A 17,628-nucleotide genomic window follows, 5' to 3' on the forward strand; every position below is an offset into this window, starting at 1 on the left:
TTTTTTATGATCATAAAAAAGTGACCTACTCTTTGTTTTAAACTGGGCATGGGGCTAAAAAAGCTCTGACCGCTTCTATGCTTGGGTGGATGCTCTCTCCCACTTTAAAATGTTTCTATATTATTTGTTCATTTTTTATTTATATAGGCACTTCTCTCTATCAAAAAGCACTAGTTATCTCTCTCATATCTATATTTGCCTTTTAACATCAAATACACATATTCACTAGATTCAGATACATACCTAGTTCTTCTTGTCTTTCTTTGAATATACTACTGTATAAACTTGAGACAAGCTTACATCCATTTGTTCAAGTAAAAAGAAAGGTAGGTTAACAATGAGTACAGAAATATTGATTACTATCGTCGTCTTCTTCTTGACCATGATTATCATCTTTTGGCGACCACGTGGATTGAATGAAGCATGGCCCGCTGCAATTGGCGCCGGTATCATTCTCCTTACAGGGCTTGTATCAAAACCAGACGTCATGGATATTATTAGTAAAATAGGAGGCGCCTCCATAACGATCTTAGCAACCATTGTTATGGCGGTTATACTAGAAAGCTTCGGCTTTTTCCATTGGTCGGCTGCAAAACTGGCAAACTTAGCAAAAGGTTCCGGCCGCCGTTTATACTGGTACATTCAATTATTATGCTTCCTCATGACACTTCTATTTAACAATGATGGCAGTATCTTAATTACGACTCCAATTCTAATTTTACTTCTTAAAAACCTTCGATTAAAACCACATGAGCAAATCCCATATTTACTAAGCGGTGCTTTAATTGCTACTGCTTCAAGTGCACCAATTGGTGTAAGTAATATCGTAAACTTAATCGCATTAAATATCGTAAATATGACACTTTATATGCACACTGCAATGATGTTTGTTCCGGCAACGCTAGGATTACTATTTATGTCATGGCTCATGTACACTGTATTAAAGAAAAAATTACCAGAAAGATTACCTGTTTCCTCTTATGATATTGAAGAAATTTTCTTCACAAAAAACTTTCATCCTCTAAAAGGGAGAAATCCCGTAGATACAAAACAAAAACGGACAAAATTCATGTTAAAAGTATTACTTTTCGTATTCCTTATGCGCTGTCTTCTCTTCGTCGCTTCCTTCCTATCCATACCGATTGAAATTGTAGCTGTACTGGGTTCATTCATTCTTCTTGTGTGGAGATGGTACTATTTACGTACAAATCCTGTCGATATCTTAAAAAAGACACCTTGGCATATCCTAATCTTCGCTTTCTCTATGTATGTTATCATCTACGGCTTGCACAATGCAGGATTAACAGAGTTACTGGTAAAATGGTGCGAACCCATTGTAAACCAACATCTTCTTTATGCGAGCTTTACAATGGGCGGATTGGTTTCTATCCTCTCTAACATCTTTAACAATCACCCTGCTCTCATGATTGGTACCATTACATTAACTGAGATGGGACTTGATCCAGTCACTCTAAAAACAATCTATCTTGCAAACATTATTGGTAGTGACATGGGATCATTATTATTACCAATCGGTACACTTGCTTCCCTCATTTGGATGTACATCCTAAGACAAAATAAAATTAAAGTGAAATGGAAAGATTATTTAAGCGTATCACTTATTGTCATTCCGCTCTCAACAATCGTAACATTATTCCTCTTATTCTACTGGGTACAACTTTTCTTCTCCCTCTAAAAAATAACAGCCTCCTTTGCTACCGTCTTAGCAAAAGAGGCTTCTTCTATATTTAAATTAGGTACACGTGATCAATCAAGTAAAAAGGTGCTCGGAAATCATACATATCTCCCGCTATCCGCGGGCACTCTTAGCCTCATCTCAAATTCAATTATTGATATAAGTGACTACCCGCTTCTTTAAATTCTTCCGCTTTCTCTTTCATACCTTTTTCAATTGCTTCTGTTGTTTCTAAATCATTTTCTTTTGCATACTCACGAATGTCATGTGAAATTCTCATACTACAGAACTTCGGACCACACATCGAACAGAAATGAGCTGTTTTTGCCCCTTCTGCTGGTAATGTTTCATCGTGAAAATCCATTGCGCGTTCGGGATCTAAAGATAAGTTAAATTGATCGCGCCAGCGGAATTCAAAACGAGCTTTTGAAAGTGCATCATCACGCTGCTGCGCTGTTTTGTGTCCTTTCGCAAGGTCAGCCGCATGCGCCGCAATTTTATACGTAATAACCCCTTGACGAACATCATCTCTGTTCGGCAAACCTAAATGCTCTTTCGGTGTCACATAGCAAAGCATTGCTGTGCCAAACCAACCAATCATTGCTGCACCAATCGCAGATGTAATATGGTCATAACCAGGTGCAATATCCGTTGTTAAAGGTCCGAGTGTATAGAACGGTGCACCTTGGCAAATCTCAAGCTCTTTATCCATGTTTTCTTTAATTAAGTGCATGGGTACATGACCTGGCCCTTCAATCATAACTTGAACATCATGCTTCCAAGCAATTTTTGTTAACTCACCAAGCGTTTCAAGCTCAGAAAATTGCGCCTCATCATTTGCATCTGCAATCGAACCAGGACGTAATCCATCTCCTAAAGAGAAAGAAACATCATATTGTTTCATAATTTCACAAATCTCTTCAAAATGAGTGTATAAGAAGTTTTCTTTATGATGGAATAAACACCACTGCGCCATAATGGACCCACCGCGTGAAACAATTCCTGTCGTACGTTTTGCAGTGATTGGAATGTAACGAAGCAGTACACCTGCATGAATTGTAAAGTAATCCACACCTTGCTCCGCTTGTTCAATTAACGTATCACGATATACTTCCCACGTTAAATCTTCAGCAATTCCATTTACTTTTTCTAGCGCTTGATAAATTGGTACTGTCCCAACCGGTACAGGAGCGTTACGGATAATCCATTCACGAGTTGTATGAATGTTTTTCCCTGTTGATAAATCCATAATGGTATCTGCGCCCCAGCGAGTTGCCCATGTCATCTTCTCTACTTCTTCTGCAATGGAAGAAGAGACAGCAGAGTTTCCGATATTCGCATTTACCTTCACATGGAAATTGCGGCCAATAATCATCGGTTCTGCTTCTGGGTGGTTAATGTTTGCTGGTAAAATAGCGCGTCCTTCTGCAATCTCTTTACGTACAAATTCAGGCTCTACCCCTTCACGAATCGCAACATATTCCATCTCAGATGTGATGATCCCCTTACGAGCATAGTGCATTTGCGTTACATTTGCTCCTTTTTTTGCGCGAAGTGGTTTACGATCCATTTGCGGGAACACAGGTGTATGATTAGATGCAACTTTCACACCATCATCTTCAGGCTTAATTTCTCGTCCTTCATACTCTTCCACTTCTCCGCGCTCAACAATCCAGCGACGGCGAGGCGATGGAATTCCTTTCTCTAGCTCTACTTTGTACTTAGGGTCTGTGTACGGACCACTCGTATCATAAACACGAATTGGTGGATTTGGTACACCGTTTGTATCACTTTGTTCAATCTCACGCATTGGTACTTTCATACCTTCATGCGGCCCATCAACATAAACTTTCTTACTCCCTGGTAAACTCGACTTCAATTCAATTTGTTCAGCTGAAACAGATTGCTTCATAATTTGTGTTTCCTCCCCTTTATCATTTCAGGCAAATCTAACTTGCACCGAATCTTGAACCAATTTCTGTGCAACTCGATTCTCACTTCAGCGACGTTTCGCCGCTTTCGCTTTACTTAAGATCCAGCTTGAGTGGCTAGAATGATCGTTGGCTTCGTTTCTTCAACTGAGGTAAAACACACCTCTTCGGCTGAAGCTCCATCCCCCTCCCATTCTGAACGAGCCGCTTTCGCCTTACTTGTGACAAGGACAAGAACTAGTGGCCAGCGCATGCCAAAATAAAAAGAGCCAGGTCCATAGTAAAACAAGGACCTGGCTCATAAAGACATAGTTATGTAAAGCCGTTAACTTCCCTACGCTGGTACGAGCCAGATCAGGTCCAAAGGGTTAAGAAGTTATCGCGCTTCTCTCTCAGCCTAAGCATCACTTAGGCACCCCTAGTTTATCACTGATTTAATTTTCAATACTTTCCCATCATACACGATAATCAGAAAAATGCAAAGGCATGAGTTGCAATTTTTATCTATCGTTTTTTTGTCTGCTACTCGATATACCTGATAGAACCAATGATTATTAGCCCTCACCAATCGGGCTCTTATGGGCAGTTGATCTATCACCTAGCTTCTTTGTTTCCGCTAAATTTTGAGGTGGGAGCCAAAACTTATTCATGTTCAAATAAAATCATACCATCCGTCTACAATTAATAGAGATTTCTACTTATTACACGGATTATAATACGGTTTCGTGTTATAATTTTCTAAAAATTACTATTTTTATATATTTTATTTATAAGAACAATTCAGTTAAAGTCAAAACACATAAAAAATTAGTCATATTATTTATGCACATATATCAAGTATAGTTTAGATCAGGAGTGAAATTATAATGGGGTGCTTTGGGTCTATCTTCAGGTTTATATTTTGCGCAATATGTATTATTTTTGTCTTTTGGTTTGGAGGCACGTCAATTATGGCCTTTTTTTCTGCTCTGTTTGGGGGCAGTTGGATGCGCTTCTGGACATTATTTTCTATCTGGGTTGTTGCCAATTACGGAATCGGTTGGCTGTTTGAAGTTCACTGGAAAGATGAGGACGCGGGCGACGAATTCTTTTTAAATTTTATTCTCTTTATCAGCATACTTATTTATAGGGGAGTTAATAAACTTGGGAGAGTGTTTATCCGAGGATGAATAGTCTCTCAGCGTAACCATTTAGTTAAGATTATGAAACAAGCCAGGTGCTTTCAGCACCTGGCTTGTTTGTGTTAAGTTGACGGCTTATACCCACCTAAAAGCTTACGGTATCATCCATGTTAAATAGTAGGCTTGTACATATGTCATAATCCCAACAATCACTACAAAGAATAGACTATGTTTTACTGTAAAGCGGAATAAATCAGATTCTTTTCCAGCAAGTCCTACTGCTGCACACGCGATTGCAATCGATTGCGGAGAAATCATTTTACCCGTTACACCACCTGTTGTATTTGCCGCAACAAGCAGTACTTCTTTTACACCAACTTGCTGCGCTGTAATCGCTTGTAAGTTGGAGAATAGTGCATTTGCTGATGTATCTGATCCTGTTAAGAATACACCTAGCCAACCAAGGAATGGTGAGAAGAACGGGAATAATCCACCTGTTCCCGCTAACGCTAACGCAAGTGTTGACGATAAACCAGAATAGTTTGCGATGAATGCGAATCCTAATACTAAACCGATAGATAGAATCGGCATCTTTAATTCTTGTAATGTTTCTGCAAATGTTTCTACAGCCTGTTTTGCACTCATTTTTAGTACAAGGATAGAAATAATACATGCAATTAAAATCGCTGTTCCTGTTGCTGACAAGACATCAAGCTTTAATATCGCCTCATAGGGTGTTGGTTTATTTACAATTGGCTCTGCTTTCATTACTAAATTATGCAGACCTGGAATTTGGAACTTAAAGACAAGACTTTCTAATGCCCCACCTGGAGCAAATAATGCTTTGAAGAAACTTTGACTCCAAATAACTACCATCACTGTCAAAATAATAAATGGTGACCAAGCTTTTACAACTTTTCCTGCTGTTAATTTCGGCATAGATGCAACTGTCGTTGCTGCTGCCACTTCATTATTTTCTTGATTAGATTGATAGATTTCTTTCGGCTGCCATACTTTTAGGAATAACGATAAACATATTAAACTCACAAGCGCTGATGTAATATCCGGAAGTTCTGGCCCTAAAAACGTTGCTGTAATAAATTGTGTAATTGCAAATGAACTACCTGCTACAAATAACGCAGGCCATGTTTGTTTTATACCTTTGAAGCCATCCATTAAAAATACGATAAAGAATGGAACAAATAGTGATAAGAATGGTAATTGGTGCCCAGCCATTTGGCCGATTTTGTGAGGATCAATACCCGTTACTTGCCCCGCAACTGTAATCGGAATCCCCATTGCTCCAAACGCTACTGGTGCTGTATTGGCAATTAAGCAAAGTCCAGCTGCATATAGCGGATTTAAACCAAGACCAGCAAGAAGTGCTGCCGTAATTGCTACCGGTGCGCCAAATCCTGCTGCCCCTTCTAAAAATGCACCAAATGAAAAACCAATTAAAATAACAAGTAAACGATGATCATTTGTAATCGATAGTACGGATGCACGGATGATATCAAATTGTCCTGTTTTTACTGAAATTTTATATAAAAATACCGACATTACAATAATCCATGCAATTGGCCATAATCCATATAAAAATCCATATCCGGTTGCAGCCATCGCCATTGTAAACGGCATTTTATACGCAAATAGCGCAACTAGAATTGTCAATACAACCGTAATAAATCCTGCCACATAACCCTTCATACGAAAAACTGCTAAAGCCAAGAAAAAAAAGATAATTGGAATAAGTGCTACCGCTGCAGAAATCCAAATGTTACCGAACGGATCGTAAACTTGTGTCCATGTGCCCATTGTCCTCTCCCCTTCTGTAATCCCCTGTTTTAAAATTCTTATAGTCCTATCAATAGACTACCTGGTCATCATACCTTTAAGCCTAAAATAAAAAAACGTTTTCAGAAAACGTTTTCATTAACTATATTTATACTTTACCATATCATTTTCTTTTAAAAAAGATTTTTCTGATTATTTTTCGTTTCATTACACGTTTATAAATAGAAAAAAAAGGAAGTTTCATTCTTCCTTCATTTTTTAAACAAACGTTTGATTAATGAAAAAAAGAATATCATATCAATGCATTTCACTTTAAACAAACGTTTGATTAAAAGTCTTATATTCCGTTCTACATAATAAAAAAGAAAAAACACTCGCAATTTGCAAGTGCCTTACCTTCTTCGTTTTCTCTTCTTTCGCCCTATAAGCTTTTTCCGGCGCGTGTTCAATCGATCCGCTATAATATGAAGTGCACTCGCAGCAATGACTCCAATTACAAATGTTGTTAAAGCAACATCATATTCCTTTGCAATCTCGAGCAACCTTCCGTCTAATACCGTTTTATTTAATATGTATAGGAATGGAGAAAAGACGAGAAGCATATACAATATACGAATAAGATCCCCGATTACTAGCGTGTGCGTCAAAAAAGAACGATGTGGCATCACACATTGATACGGATACCAAAAAATACGAAGCAACCCCCATTTATTATAGGCGCTACTATGAATATCCAAATCTGGTGTTAAGAAAAACGTGCCAATTAAAAATCCTATGGCAAAAGTGAGTAAAAAATCAAAATTTGTTAGTCCATACGAAACAAGCATAAACAAAACGATCGGAAGAGAAAGTAAGTTTATTTTCGTATGTGTTTTTCCTGATGGCATAGTACACTTCCTCACTTACTGATCTAACTTTTGATCGATAAACGATGTGTCTATATTCGAACCAAACCAATCCACTAACTTTATCCGTGCTTTTTCTTTTACATCTTCATTTACATACATAGATGCTTGCAAAAGTGCAGCTATTAAGGCACCTAAATCATCCGTATAACCAATTCCAGCGAAAAAGTCCGGAATCGCATCAATCGGCGCAATAAAGTAAGCAAGTGCTCCAATAATAATTGCCTTTACTCGCTTCGGAACATCCGGTCTTTGCATAACGTAAAACAGCAATAAGCTCGCATAAATAACCGATTGTCCCGCTTGTTTCGCTACATGTTTCACTTTATTCCAAAACGCTTCAACTGAAAATTTCCGTTCCACATAAAGGCCCCCATGTTTTGTTTTTTTTATTATACGCAAAAAGTAAATACGCCTTCAAAAAGAAAAACAGCCTCATTAGTCAATAAAAAGTTCATCAAATATACACATAACCGATCCATGAAAACTTATTGTAACAGACAATAGCAAAAAGAACAAGTGTTCGTAACTATTTTCCTCTATTAATTCTAACTTTAGTAAGGTTTTTAACATATAAACCACAGCTATGAAAACAAAAGAAAACCTACTCTCTTTCCCTCACTTTGTTTTAAACTTGGCATCGGGCTGAACCGCTTCTATGCTCAGGCGGATGCTCTCTCCTCTCTAAAAAGAAAGTGGATTTCAATATTTCTCAATATATAATGTTCTATTTCTCTTACTATTCTTTATTATCTTTGTTATATTTTCTAGTTGACGAGCATATAAACCAATGTTAAAGTTTTCTCTGGCAGCAACAATAAAAAAATACAAAAAATGTAAAATGTTATAGTGTTTCTAAGAATTGAATTTTGTTGTATAATACAAAAATGACGTTATACTTATGTATCAACAAACAAAATGGCAGGAAACCAAAAGGGTATGCATAGTTAAAGTCGTATATGAGAGATATAGAAACCTCTACTCATGGCCAAGAAAACTATGTATTTTTTATTTTAGCACTTTTCGCTCAAAAATCGACCAAGCCTGATAGAGAAAGGGTGGAAATGGATGAAGGAATCTTTAAAGTCACAATTTCTTAATGTGCGCTTTACTTTGTTCGTTGCTTTGGCTGTATGGCTAAAAACTTACATCATAACGCGTACAAGTTTTGATTTGAAACTTGAATCTTTCATGCAAGAATTTATCTTATTCATTAGTCCATTAGCAGCATCATTACTGCTTGTGGGTCTTGCATTATTCGCAAAAGGAAAGAAACGTAATTATATAGCACTTGGAATTGATTTTATTTTAACAATCGTTCTTGTTGGTAACGTAATGTTCTACGGGTTCTACAATGACTTCGTTACTTTACCGGTACTTGGGCAAACATCCAACTTCGGACAGCTCGGTTCTAGTGTGAAAGAACTATTTAATTACAAAATCATCGTTGCATTTGCTGATATTATCATCTTCTCTGTTCTATTAAAGAAAAAGAAGAACTTTGCAAGAACTGAGCGCGTATCACGTCCAATGCGTTCTTTATACTTCGTATCAACGATCGCTGTTTTCTTTGCAAACTTAGGTCTTGCAGAAACTGAGCGTCCAGAACTATTAACACGTTCATTTGACCGCGTTATGCTTGTAAAAAACTTAGGTTTATATACTCACCAATTATACGATCTTGGCTTACAAGCAAAATCAAGTTCACAAAAGGCATTTGCTGATGGTAGCAAATTACAAGAAGCAGAAAACTATGTGAAAACAAACAAAACGAAACCGGATCCAAATATGTTTGGTGCTGCGAAAGGGAAAAACGTAATCGTCGTTTCTCTTGAATCCTTGCAAACATTCTTAATTGGTGCACAAGTAAATGGTCAAGAAGTTACACCATTCTTAAACCAATTTGCAAAGGAAAGTTATTACTTCGATAACTTCTTCCATCAAACTGGACAAGGGAAAACATCGGATGCTGAATTCTTAGTAGATACATCTCTATATCCGTTAGACCGCGGTGCTGTATTCTTTACACATGGTAATAACGAATATACTGCAACACCAGAAATTCTGCGTCAGCAAGGGTATTACACAGCTGTATTCCACGCAAACAACGCAACATTCTGGAACCGTAACATCATGTATCCTGCACTTGGTTACGATCGTTACTATAATGAGCTTGACTACAAAATCACACCAGAAACAAAGTTAAACTGGGGATTAAAAGATATCGAGTATTTTGATCAATCAGTGGATATGTTAAAACAAGTGAAGAAGCCATTCTATACTCGCTTCCTTAGTTTAACCAACCACTATCCATTTACGTATGACGATAGCACAAAATTAATCGAACCTTACAACTCTGGTGACGGAGTGTTTGACCGTTACATGGTAACAGCTCGTTACTTGGATGAAGCACTGAAAAACTTTATTGAACGCCTAAAAGCAGAAGGGCTATATGATAACTCTGTTATCGTCTTCTACGGTGACCATTACGGTATTTCTGAAAACCATAACCGCGCAATGGCACAATTCTTAGGCAAAGAAGAAATTACAACATTTGATCATATGAACTTACAACGTACACCGATGTACATTCATGTTCCAGGTCAAAAAGAAGGTAAAACAATTTCAAAACCAACAGGTGAAATTGATATTAAACCAACAATTCTAAACTTACTTGGTGTTGATTCAAGCAATGACATTAGCTTTGGTCATGATGTATTCTCACCAGATTATAAATCATTCGTTGTTCTTCGCGATGGAAGCTTTATAACAGAAAAATATATGTACACAAACAATACATTCTATGATCGCATGACAGGCGAAGTTGTAGAAGTACCAAAAGAAGAAGCTCAAGCAATGATTGATCGTGCACAAAATGAACTGCGCATGTCTGATAAACTCATTGAGGGCGACCTACTCCGCTTCTCTGAAAGTAACAAAATTAAAACAGGCGAAGTAAAAACGGCTATTAAAGAAGACAAAAAAGACGCTGAGTAATCTCAGCGTCTTTTTTCTACATTTGTATGATAAAATTACACAATCTTCACCAAATATTTACATAAAATTCATAATACATCTCTATAATAAAACTTGTAAACAATGTTCTGCCTATCCCCCGCCTATCATTTCACAGCTTTGTGAAAAGTCCCCTTGGGGGAGTAACAGAATCATTTGTGTAACAATGCCTTTGGTGTTACTTTGAAGTAACACTCATTGTCTTAGTAAAGCCGATCGATCGGTTTACTATTTACCTTTCTAGGCTATGCCAAGACAATATCCCTATGAAATGAGCTACCCTCCTTATGCGACATTCTATATGAATGTCGCTTTTTTTATTTCTAAAAAGCAGGATTCTTATTTCTCATTTACGAATTGATATATGCGAAATGCATTAAGGTGGAAATTCTATCATTTTTTCATCTTCCGCTAATGGAATATCCTCACCAATCGTTTTATTACAACTATCACCTACAAACGATTCACCACTCATCATTCAAACAATTAAGAAAGGATGGGAAGTAAAATGGCGTACGAAAGATTTGTATTATGGAATGATCAAATTATTGATACAAATAAAACAGAGCCGTACATACAATTAGAAGAACGCGGCTTACAATTTGGAGATGGGGTCTATGAAGTAATTCGTATTTACAAAGGAAACATTCATTTATTAGACCCACATTTAACAAGATTATACCGTTCAATGGATGAAATAGAATTAACATTACCTTTCTCTAAAGCAGAACTTATTACCTTGCTTTACAAATTACTTGAAAATAATACATTCCAAGAAGATGGTACGATCTACTTACAAGTTTCTCGAGGAGTACAACATCGTGTACACACATTTTCTTTTGATGTAACCCCAACAATCTATGCTTATATCTCCAAAAAAGAACGACCCGCTTTATGGATTGAATATGGAGTACGTGCTATCTCAGAACCTGATACACGTTGGCTCCGCTGTGACATTAAATCCTTAAATTTATTGCCAAATATACTGGCTGCCACAAAAGCAGAACGTAAAGGGTGTAAAGAAGCCCTTCTCGTGCGTAATGGAATTGTTACAGAGGGTAGTTGCTCGAATTTTTTCCTAGTAAAAAAAGGGATTCTTTATACACACCCTGCCAACCATTTAATCTTAAACGGGATTGTCCGCCAATACATTCTCTCTTTAGCAAACAAACTACAACTTCCTGTACAAGAAGGACTATTCAGCATTCGTGATGTCTATAATGCTGACGAATGCTTCTTCACAGGAACAACTGTAGAAGTTTTGCCTATGACGCATCTTGATGGAACTGCTATCCAAGATGGCCAAGTTGGACGAATTACCAAATTACTACAAAAAACATTTATGCAGAGCTTTTCAACTTCTAACATCTCATTACCTTAAACACGGACGATGTCATATTAACTATACATTAATATATGTGTTTTCATTTAAAATCAAGGTGAAGAATACACCTTGATTTTTTTTGTAATACTTTTGACATATTCAGATTCCCGCATAAACCTTGACAGTAATCGACATGCCTTTTAGAATTTTTAACAGTTGGTAAATATTTCATCACTATATCACAGACAGAAAGGAATCGACAAAACATGAAAAAATATCTTGCCGGTCTTGCGGCAGTGTCTGTAGCGGGAGGCGCAGCCCCGACATTAGATAGCGTTCAAGCTGCCCCTGAAAACACTCAGAAACCTGCTGCACAAGCTGTTCAAGCTGCACCACAAAACAATTCAAACTACACAGTAACTGCTGACGTACTACACGTGCGCTCAGGGTCCAGTACTTCTCACGACATCATCTCTCGCGTATACGAGGGACAAACATTAAACGTAATCGGTGAAGAAAACGGTTGGGTTAAAATTAATCATAATGGTAAAACAGGTTATGTAAGCGGAGAATTTGTATCCAAAAATGGTGCAAAACCAAACGTAAGCACAGGTGGTAAAAACAAAGTTACTGCTGACGTATTACGTGTTCGCACAAGCCCAGATCCTTCTAGTTCTATTATGGGACGTGTATACGAGGGACAAACATTAAACGTAATCGGTGAAGAAAATGGTTGGGTTAAAATTAGCCATAATGGTAAAACAGGTTATGTAAGCGGAGAATTTGTATCTGGCGCTTCTTCAAATAATGGAACAGCGGTTAAACCTACAAACGGAAATTATACTGTGAGCGTATCTTCCCTTCGTGTTCGTACAGGCCCTAGTATTTCTCATACAGTTTTAGGATCTGTTCATAAAGGACAAGTTGTACAAGTTGTTGGCGAAGTTCAAGATTGGCTCAAAATTAACTACGCAGGACAAACAGCATATATTAGCAAAAACTACGTAACAAAAGGCGGTTCTAGTAACAATACTAACCAAGGTAACAATGAGCAAGAAAATAACAATACAACTGTTCGAACTGATGGTACTTACGTTGTTAACGCAACATCTTTACGTGTTCGTACAGGTCCAGCTGAATACCATGGTGTGCTTGGTGGCGTATTAAATGGGCAAACATTAAACGTAATTGGCGCAGAGAATGGCTGGTTCAAAATCAATCATCACGGTAAAACGGGTTATGTGAGCAGCAAGTATGTGACATTCGTTAAAGGCGGCACAACTACACCCGAAAAACCACAGCAACCACAAACAACTGTTGGCGAATACTACATTAACGTAGCCGCATTAAATGTACGTAGCGGCGAAGGTACAAATTACAGCGTAATTGGTGCTCTTCCACAAGGCCAAAAAGTACAAGTTATTTCTGAACATTACGGCTGGAGCAAAATTAACTACAACGGTCGCACTGGCTATGTAGGAACTCGCTACCTATCTAAAACACCAGTTAGTGGCGCTGTAAACAATAAGCCTAACAACAATAACAACCAAAATAACAATAATAATAACAATACAGGTAACACAAGTGGCGATATGTCTTCTATCCTTGCATATGCAAAATCAATGCAAGGTGTACCATATGTATGGGGCGGTACTTCTGCTAATGGCGTTGACTGTAGTGGTTACATTTTCCACGTATATAACAAATTCGGTCATAACATTAGCCGTCAAAGCGTTGCAGGATATTGGAGTAGCTTACCAAAGACTTCAAATCCACAACCAGGTGACTTAATTTATTTCCAAAACACTTATAAGCCGGGTCCTTCGCATATGGGTATTTACCTTGGTGGTGGATCATTCATTCAAGCTGGCGACAACGGCGTAAAAATTGTTTCAGTAAATAATTCTTATTGGAGCAGCCACCTCTTAGGATATACAAAAGCACCTTAAGTCATAGTTTCAGAGCCTTCTAGAATACTAGAAGGCTCTTTTTTAGTTTTATAGATTTTAAATGTGCAGCCTTCTTCTCATTTCATACACTACATTCTACGAAAACATTCTAAAACGTCACAATAATGATGCATTTTTTTTAACATAACCAAATTCTTTATTTTAGGATAGATATGTGTTTTTTTAACAAAATCTTCTTTCTATTTAAACTTTTCGGTAGACGTTTGACCTCTGATGTCCTGTGTGATAAGTTACTTAAGATGCTATTTTCGTATAAGTATATCTGTTAATTATACTTTTTTACTATGAGAGAGGAGACTACACTGCATGAATGTTTTATGGGGAATTGGCGGTGTGATTGGAATTTTAGCAGTTGCTTTTTTACTATCTTCCAACCGCAAAGCTATAAATTGGCGCACAATTTTAATCGCGCTAGCATTACAAATTACGTTTTCTTTCATCGTGTTACGATGGGATGCTGGAAAAGCAGGTTTAAAAATTGCTTCTGACGGTGTTCAAGGTTTAATCAATTTTTCTTATGAGGGAATTAAATTCGTCTCTGGTAACTTATTAGATAAAGATGGCCCTTGGGGATTCGTCTTCGTAATTCAAGCACTACTTCCAATTGTATTTATTAGTTCTTTAGTAGCAATATTATATTATTTAGGTATTATGCAATGGTTCGTTAGTATTATTGGTGGGGCATTAAGTAAACTTCTTGGAACTTCTAAGGCAGAAAGTTTAAATGCAGTAACGACTGTTTTCTTAGGACAAACAGAAGCACCAATTTTAATTAAACCGTACTTAGCACGTTTAACAAACAGTGAATTCTTTGCCATTATGGTAAGCGGTATGACAGCGGTTGCTGGCTCTGTTCTTGTTGGTTATGCAGCGATGGGAATTCCGTTAGAGCATTTATTAGCAGCTGCAATCATGGCAGCACCATCAAGCTTATTAATTGCAAAATTAATTATGCCAGAAACAGAAACACCAGATAACAATGTTCAACTTTCTACAGAACGTGAAGATGCTAACGTTATCGATGCAGCTGCACGCGGAGCTTCGGAAGGAATGCAGCTTGTTATTAACGTGGCAGCAATGTTAATGGCATTCATCGCGTTAATCGCTGTATTAAACGGCCTACTAGGATGGATTGGATCTTGGTTCGATATTAAACTTAGCCTTGATTTAATCTTGGGATATCTTCTATCTCCATTTGCTGTTCTAATCGGTGTTTCACCAAACGAAGCTATACAAGCAGCTGGCTTTATCGGACAAAAACTTGCAATCAACGAATTCGTTGCTTATGCAAACTTAGGTCCACACATGGCAGAGCTGTCTGATAAAACAAATATGATCTTGACATTTGCAATCTGTGGCTTTGCAAACTTCTCTTCTATCGCAATCCAATTAGGTGTAACAGGGACACTTGCTCCTTCTCGCCGTAAGCAAATTGCACAGTTAGGGATTAAAGCAGTAATCGCTGGTACTCTAGCGAACTTCTTAAATGCAGCAGTTGCAGGTATGATGTTCCTTTAAATAATACAAGAGCTGATCCGAACTTCGGGTCAGCTTTTTTTATGAATGCATCCTCCCCCTTCTAGCACATATTACATATAACAACCTATTTGTTAGGAGGTACATTAATGAAGAAAACTCCCAATCAAATCATACTGTTATGGATGGCTCAAATTTTATTCTATTTCACCACAATCCATATAAACTCCTATCCTTATGCTTTTTTCTTCACAATTATTTATGTACTCATCAACTTACTATTTCTATTCATTTCAAATAAATTCGCTTTTATTTTATTTATTGCCGGCACTCTCCTCTCCGTCTTCTATTTATTTTATGAAGCATGGTTATATTTATGGAGTACTTCCACACAATTTTCCTATATCATTGCTCATTTCCTAACAACCGTAAATTTCTTTCTTATTTATATATCGACCTATATGCTAAAAAAACTCCTGAATGAAAATAAACGCCTGCGAAAGCAAGTTCAAAAGCTCGAACAATACATTGGAGAGACAAAGCTATTAACAAGACAAGAATTTGAAAAACGTGGTTTATTACTCGAAACCGCTATGAAAAGACGTAGTGAAACGGGAATGCTCATCTACTTTTCGTTTTCCTCTTTTAGTAGCTATACGCGACAAAGCGTCATGGATCACGTTGCCTCCCTCCTACTCGATACAGTGCTAAGTGATTTTGATTTAGTTGGAAAATATGATGATAATACATTGGTCATTTTACTTCAAAATATAAATGAAGTTGGTGTAAATATCGTCCTGAAGCGTCTTGAACATAAATGGGAAGAATGGTTCACAGAAGAGGCTATTTCAAAAATCAAAATAAAACAAGAACAGCTTGGAGGGAAGGGATTAACAATATGATGACCCTTATTCTTCTTCTGTTATTTCTTCTATTTTGTCTGCTTGTTTTTTGGATTAGTACTATTTTTTCTATTAAATATGTACTTATTTTTACAGCCTTCTTATTTTCAGGCTTACTCGTCTACTATTCCTTACTAACAATCGCTGGCCTTATTCATCGACAGCGTAAATTAAAGGATCGTACATTAGAACATTATCCAAGCGTAGATATTCTGATTCCTGCTCATAATGAAGGCGTTGTTATTATGGATACGTTAGCCGCGATGGCAAATATCGAATATCCTGGAAAACTTACGATTTATTTATTAAATGATAATTCCAAAGATGAAACCGGAGAAATTAGCGATGAATACGATAAGGTATATGCTCATATAAGACATATTCGTGTACCACCTGGGGAACCGAAAGGAAAATCACGCGTATTAAACCATGGACTTAGCATATCAAATGGAAAATACTTTTGTGTATACGATGCCGATAATCAACCAGAACCTCATGCTCTTCGCATGCTTGTTGAATACGCAGAAACAACAAAGGATGCTGTCGGTGCTGTCGGCCATGTGCGTACTGTTAATGAAAAACGAAATTGGCTTACAAGAATGATTTCTCTTGAGTTTCAAATCTTCCAGCTACTCATGCAATCTGGTCGTTGGCTCCTATTCCAAACCGGCTCATTAACAGGAACAAACATGCTCCTTCGCCGCTCTGCACTTGAAGAACTTGGCGGCTATGACCCTTATGCCATTGCGGAGGATGCAGAACTCACATTACGAATTACACAAAAAGGCTATCTATTACCAATCGTGCCTGAATCCATTACATGGGAACAAGAACCTGAACATTTAAACATCCTAATTAAACAACGAACGCGCTGGCTCCAAGGCAACTTATACATTTTAGAAAAAATGTTTTCCTCCTTCAGCTTCTTTAAAGGAAAACTACTCGTTCATTCACTGCAGCAAGTATTAGTATACATTGTCTTTTGGCTATTCTTAATCATTTCAAATGTATGGTTGATCATCGGTCTACTAGGCCTGTTTCAAATCAACTATGCAATCCCGCTGCTATTTACGTGGTACGTCGCCTACATTACGTACACCTCGCAGCTCTTTAGTGCACAAAGTGTCGAAAACACATTCACACCGCTAAACATTTTTATCAGCATCATCATGTATTTCACATACGCCCAGCTCTTTACGTACTTATTTATCAGAAGCCTCATCCTATACTTGCGCGCTAAAGGTAAAAAACAAATTATCGGATGGGACAAAACAGTACGGTTTAAAAAATAAAAGCGGAAGCGGCTCGTTCAGAACAGGAGGGCGTTGGAACTCCTGAATCAGAGGCGCTCTTTGCCTCAGGTGAAGGAGTGAAACGACCGACTGTTCTAGCCGCTGGAGCTGGATATCAATAAAAGTAGAAGCGGCTCGTTCAGAATGGAAGGGGGATGGAGCTTCTGACGTAGAGGCGCTCTTTGCCTCGTAGGAAGATGCG

14 protein-coding genes and 1 riboswitch are annotated in these 17,628 nt (G+C 37.6%); of the genes, 9 read left to right on the forward strand and 5 right to left on the reverse strand.

Translation table 11 applies throughout. The features are described 5' to 3' along the window. Positions 1-337 precede the first annotated feature (337 nt). Positions 338-1,696 (forward strand): arsenic transporter, encoded by a 1,359-nt coding sequence (locus tag BLV40_RS25555; RefSeq protein ID WP_090695174.1) that lies wholly within the window; start codon positions 338-340, stop codon positions 1,694-1,696. Between the two features lie 151 nt (positions 1,697-1,847). Here the strand turns inward: BLV40_RS25555 and thiC are convergent, their stop codons facing one another. Continuing rightward, positions 1,848-3,608, reverse strand: a complete 1,761-nt coding sequence (gene thiC, locus BLV40_RS25560; protein ID WP_090695177.1) for a phosphomethylpyrimidine synthase ThiC — start codon at positions 3,606-3,608, stop codon at positions 1,848-1,850. 116 nt (positions 3,609-3,724) lie between these two features. After that, the gene (locus tag BLV40_RS28970; RefSeq protein WP_098302631.1) at positions 3,725-3,880 is read right to left on the reverse strand and encodes a hypothetical protein; all 156 of its coding nucleotides are present in this window, start codon (positions 3,878-3,880) and stop codon (positions 3,725-3,727) included. 61 nt (positions 3,881-3,941) lie between these two features. Next, positions 3,942-4,057, reverse strand: a riboswitch (TPP riboswitch). Positions 4,058-4,613: 556 nt separating this feature from the next. Between BLV40_RS28970 and BLV40_RS25570 the strand changes: the two genes are divergently transcribed. After that, the gene (locus BLV40_RS25570) at positions 4,614-4,796 is read left to right on the forward strand and encodes a hypothetical protein (RefSeq protein WP_026594012.1); all 183 of its coding nucleotides are present in this window, start codon (positions 4,614-4,616) and stop codon (positions 4,794-4,796) included. A gap of 105 nt (positions 4,797-4,901) precedes the next feature. On the opposite strand, the gene lldP is transcribed toward BLV40_RS25570, so the two are convergent. The 3 genes from lldP to BLV40_RS25585 form a co-directional block, all read right to left on the reverse strand. Beyond that, a complete protein-coding gene (lldP, locus tag BLV40_RS25575) occupies positions 4,902-6,563 on the reverse strand; it encodes an L-lactate permease (RefSeq protein ID WP_026594011.1) in 1,662 nt (553 codons plus the stop codon). Between the two features lie 371 nt (positions 6,564-6,934). Beyond that, complete coding sequence (locus tag BLV40_RS25580) at positions 6,935-7,429, reverse strand: metal-binding protein (protein ID WP_026594010.1); 495 nt, start codon at positions 7,427-7,429, stop codon at positions 6,935-6,937. A 15-nt stretch (positions 7,430-7,444) separates the two neighbouring features. Further along, positions 7,445-7,810 carry a YkvA family protein gene (locus tag BLV40_RS25585; RefSeq protein ID WP_090695182.1) on the reverse strand — a complete coding sequence of 122 codons (366 nt, stop codon included), beginning with the start codon at positions 7,808-7,810 and terminating at the stop codon, positions 7,445-7,447. A 596-nt stretch (positions 7,811-8,406) separates the two neighbouring features. Here BLV40_RS25585 and BLV40_RS28975 point away from each other — a divergent pair. From BLV40_RS28975 to BLV40_RS25615, 7 genes are all read left to right on the forward strand, one after another. Then, positions 8,407-8,547, forward strand: a complete 141-nt coding sequence (locus BLV40_RS28975) for a hypothetical protein (RefSeq protein ID WP_176527683.1) — start codon at positions 8,407-8,409, stop codon at positions 8,545-8,547. After that, positions 8,516-10,444, forward strand: coding sequence for an LTA synthase family protein (locus BLV40_RS25590; protein WP_026594008.1), 1,929 nt, complete (start codon positions 8,516-8,518; stop codon positions 10,442-10,444). The genes BLV40_RS28975 and BLV40_RS25590 overlap by 32 nt, the downstream gene beginning before the upstream one ends. 514 nt (positions 10,445-10,958) lie before the next feature. Next, a complete protein-coding gene (locus tag BLV40_RS25595) occupies positions 10,959-11,843 on the forward strand; it encodes a D-amino-acid transaminase (RefSeq protein WP_090695185.1) in 885 nt (294 codons plus the stop codon). A gap of 209 nt (positions 11,844-12,052) precedes the next feature. Next, positions 12,053-13,735 carry a C40 family peptidase gene (locus tag BLV40_RS25600; RefSeq protein WP_090695188.1) on the forward strand — a complete coding sequence of 561 codons (1,683 nt, stop codon included), beginning with the start codon at positions 12,053-12,055 and terminating at the stop codon, positions 13,733-13,735. A gap of 327 nt (positions 13,736-14,062) precedes the next feature. Further along, positions 14,063-15,274, forward strand: a complete 1,212-nt coding sequence (locus BLV40_RS25605) for a NupC/NupG family nucleoside CNT transporter (RefSeq protein ID WP_090695192.1) — start codon at positions 14,063-14,065, stop codon at positions 15,272-15,274. Positions 15,275-15,381: 107 nt separating this feature from the next. After that, a complete protein-coding gene (locus tag BLV40_RS25610; RefSeq protein ID WP_090695194.1) occupies positions 15,382-16,134 on the forward strand; it encodes an MreC domain-containing protein in 753 nt (250 codons plus the stop codon). Beyond that, positions 16,131-17,426, forward strand: coding sequence for a glycosyltransferase family 2 protein (locus BLV40_RS25615; RefSeq protein ID WP_090695198.1), 1,296 nt, complete (start codon positions 16,131-16,133; stop codon positions 17,424-17,426). Before BLV40_RS25610 ends, BLV40_RS25615 begins: the two co-directional genes overlap by 4 nt. Positions 17,427-17,628 lie beyond the last annotated feature (202 nt).

This window comes from Bacillus sp. 166amftsu (genome assembly GCF_900107445.1).
Taxonomy (GTDB): Bacteria; Bacillota; Bacilli; order Bacillales; family Bacillaceae_G; genus Bacillus_A; species Bacillus_A arachidis.

Coding starts and splice junctions, on each gene's coding strand:
- lldP (WP_026594011.1), bottom strand. CDS start 6,563: ATGGGCACATGGACACAAGTTTACGATCCGTTCGGTAACATTTGGATT.
- BLV40_RS25610 (WP_090695194.1), top strand. CDS start 15,382: ATGAAGAAAACTCCCAATCAAATCATACTGTTATGGATGGCTCAAATT.
- BLV40_RS25590 (WP_026594008.1), top strand. CDS start 8,516: ATGAAGGAATCTTTAAAGTCACAATTTCTTAATGTGCGCTTTACTTTG.
- BLV40_RS25580 (WP_026594010.1), bottom strand. CDS start 7,429: ATGCCATCAGGAAAAACACATACGAAAATAAACTTACTTTCTCTTCCG.
- BLV40_RS25600 (WP_090695188.1), top strand. CDS start 12,053: ATGAAAAAATATCTTGCCGGTCTTGCGGCAGTGTCTGTAGCGGGAGGC.
- BLV40_RS25555 (WP_090695174.1), top strand. CDS start 338: ATGAGTACAGAAATATTGATTACTATCGTCGTCTTCTTCTTGACCATG.
- BLV40_RS25570 (WP_026594012.1), top strand. CDS start 4,614: ATGCGCTTCTGGACATTATTTTCTATCTGGGTTGTTGCCAATTACGGA.
- thiC (WP_090695177.1), bottom strand. CDS start 3,608: ATGAAGCAATCTGTTTCAGCTGAACAAATTGAATTGAAGTCGAGTTTA.
- BLV40_RS25615 (WP_090695198.1), top strand. CDS start 16,131: ATGATGACCCTTATTCTTCTTCTGTTATTTCTTCTATTTTGTCTGCTT.
- BLV40_RS25595 (WP_090695185.1), top strand. CDS start 10,959: ATGGGAAGTAAAATGGCGTACGAAAGATTTGTATTATGGAATGATCAA.
- BLV40_RS25605 (WP_090695192.1), top strand. CDS start 14,063: ATGAATGTTTTATGGGGAATTGGCGGTGTGATTGGAATTTTAGCAGTT.
- BLV40_RS28975 (WP_176527683.1), top strand. CDS start 8,407: ATGAGAGATATAGAAACCTCTACTCATGGCCAAGAAAACTATGTATTT.
- BLV40_RS28970 (WP_098302631.1), bottom strand. CDS start 3,880: ATGCGCTGGCCACTAGTTCTTGTCCTTGTCACAAGTAAGGCGAAAGCG.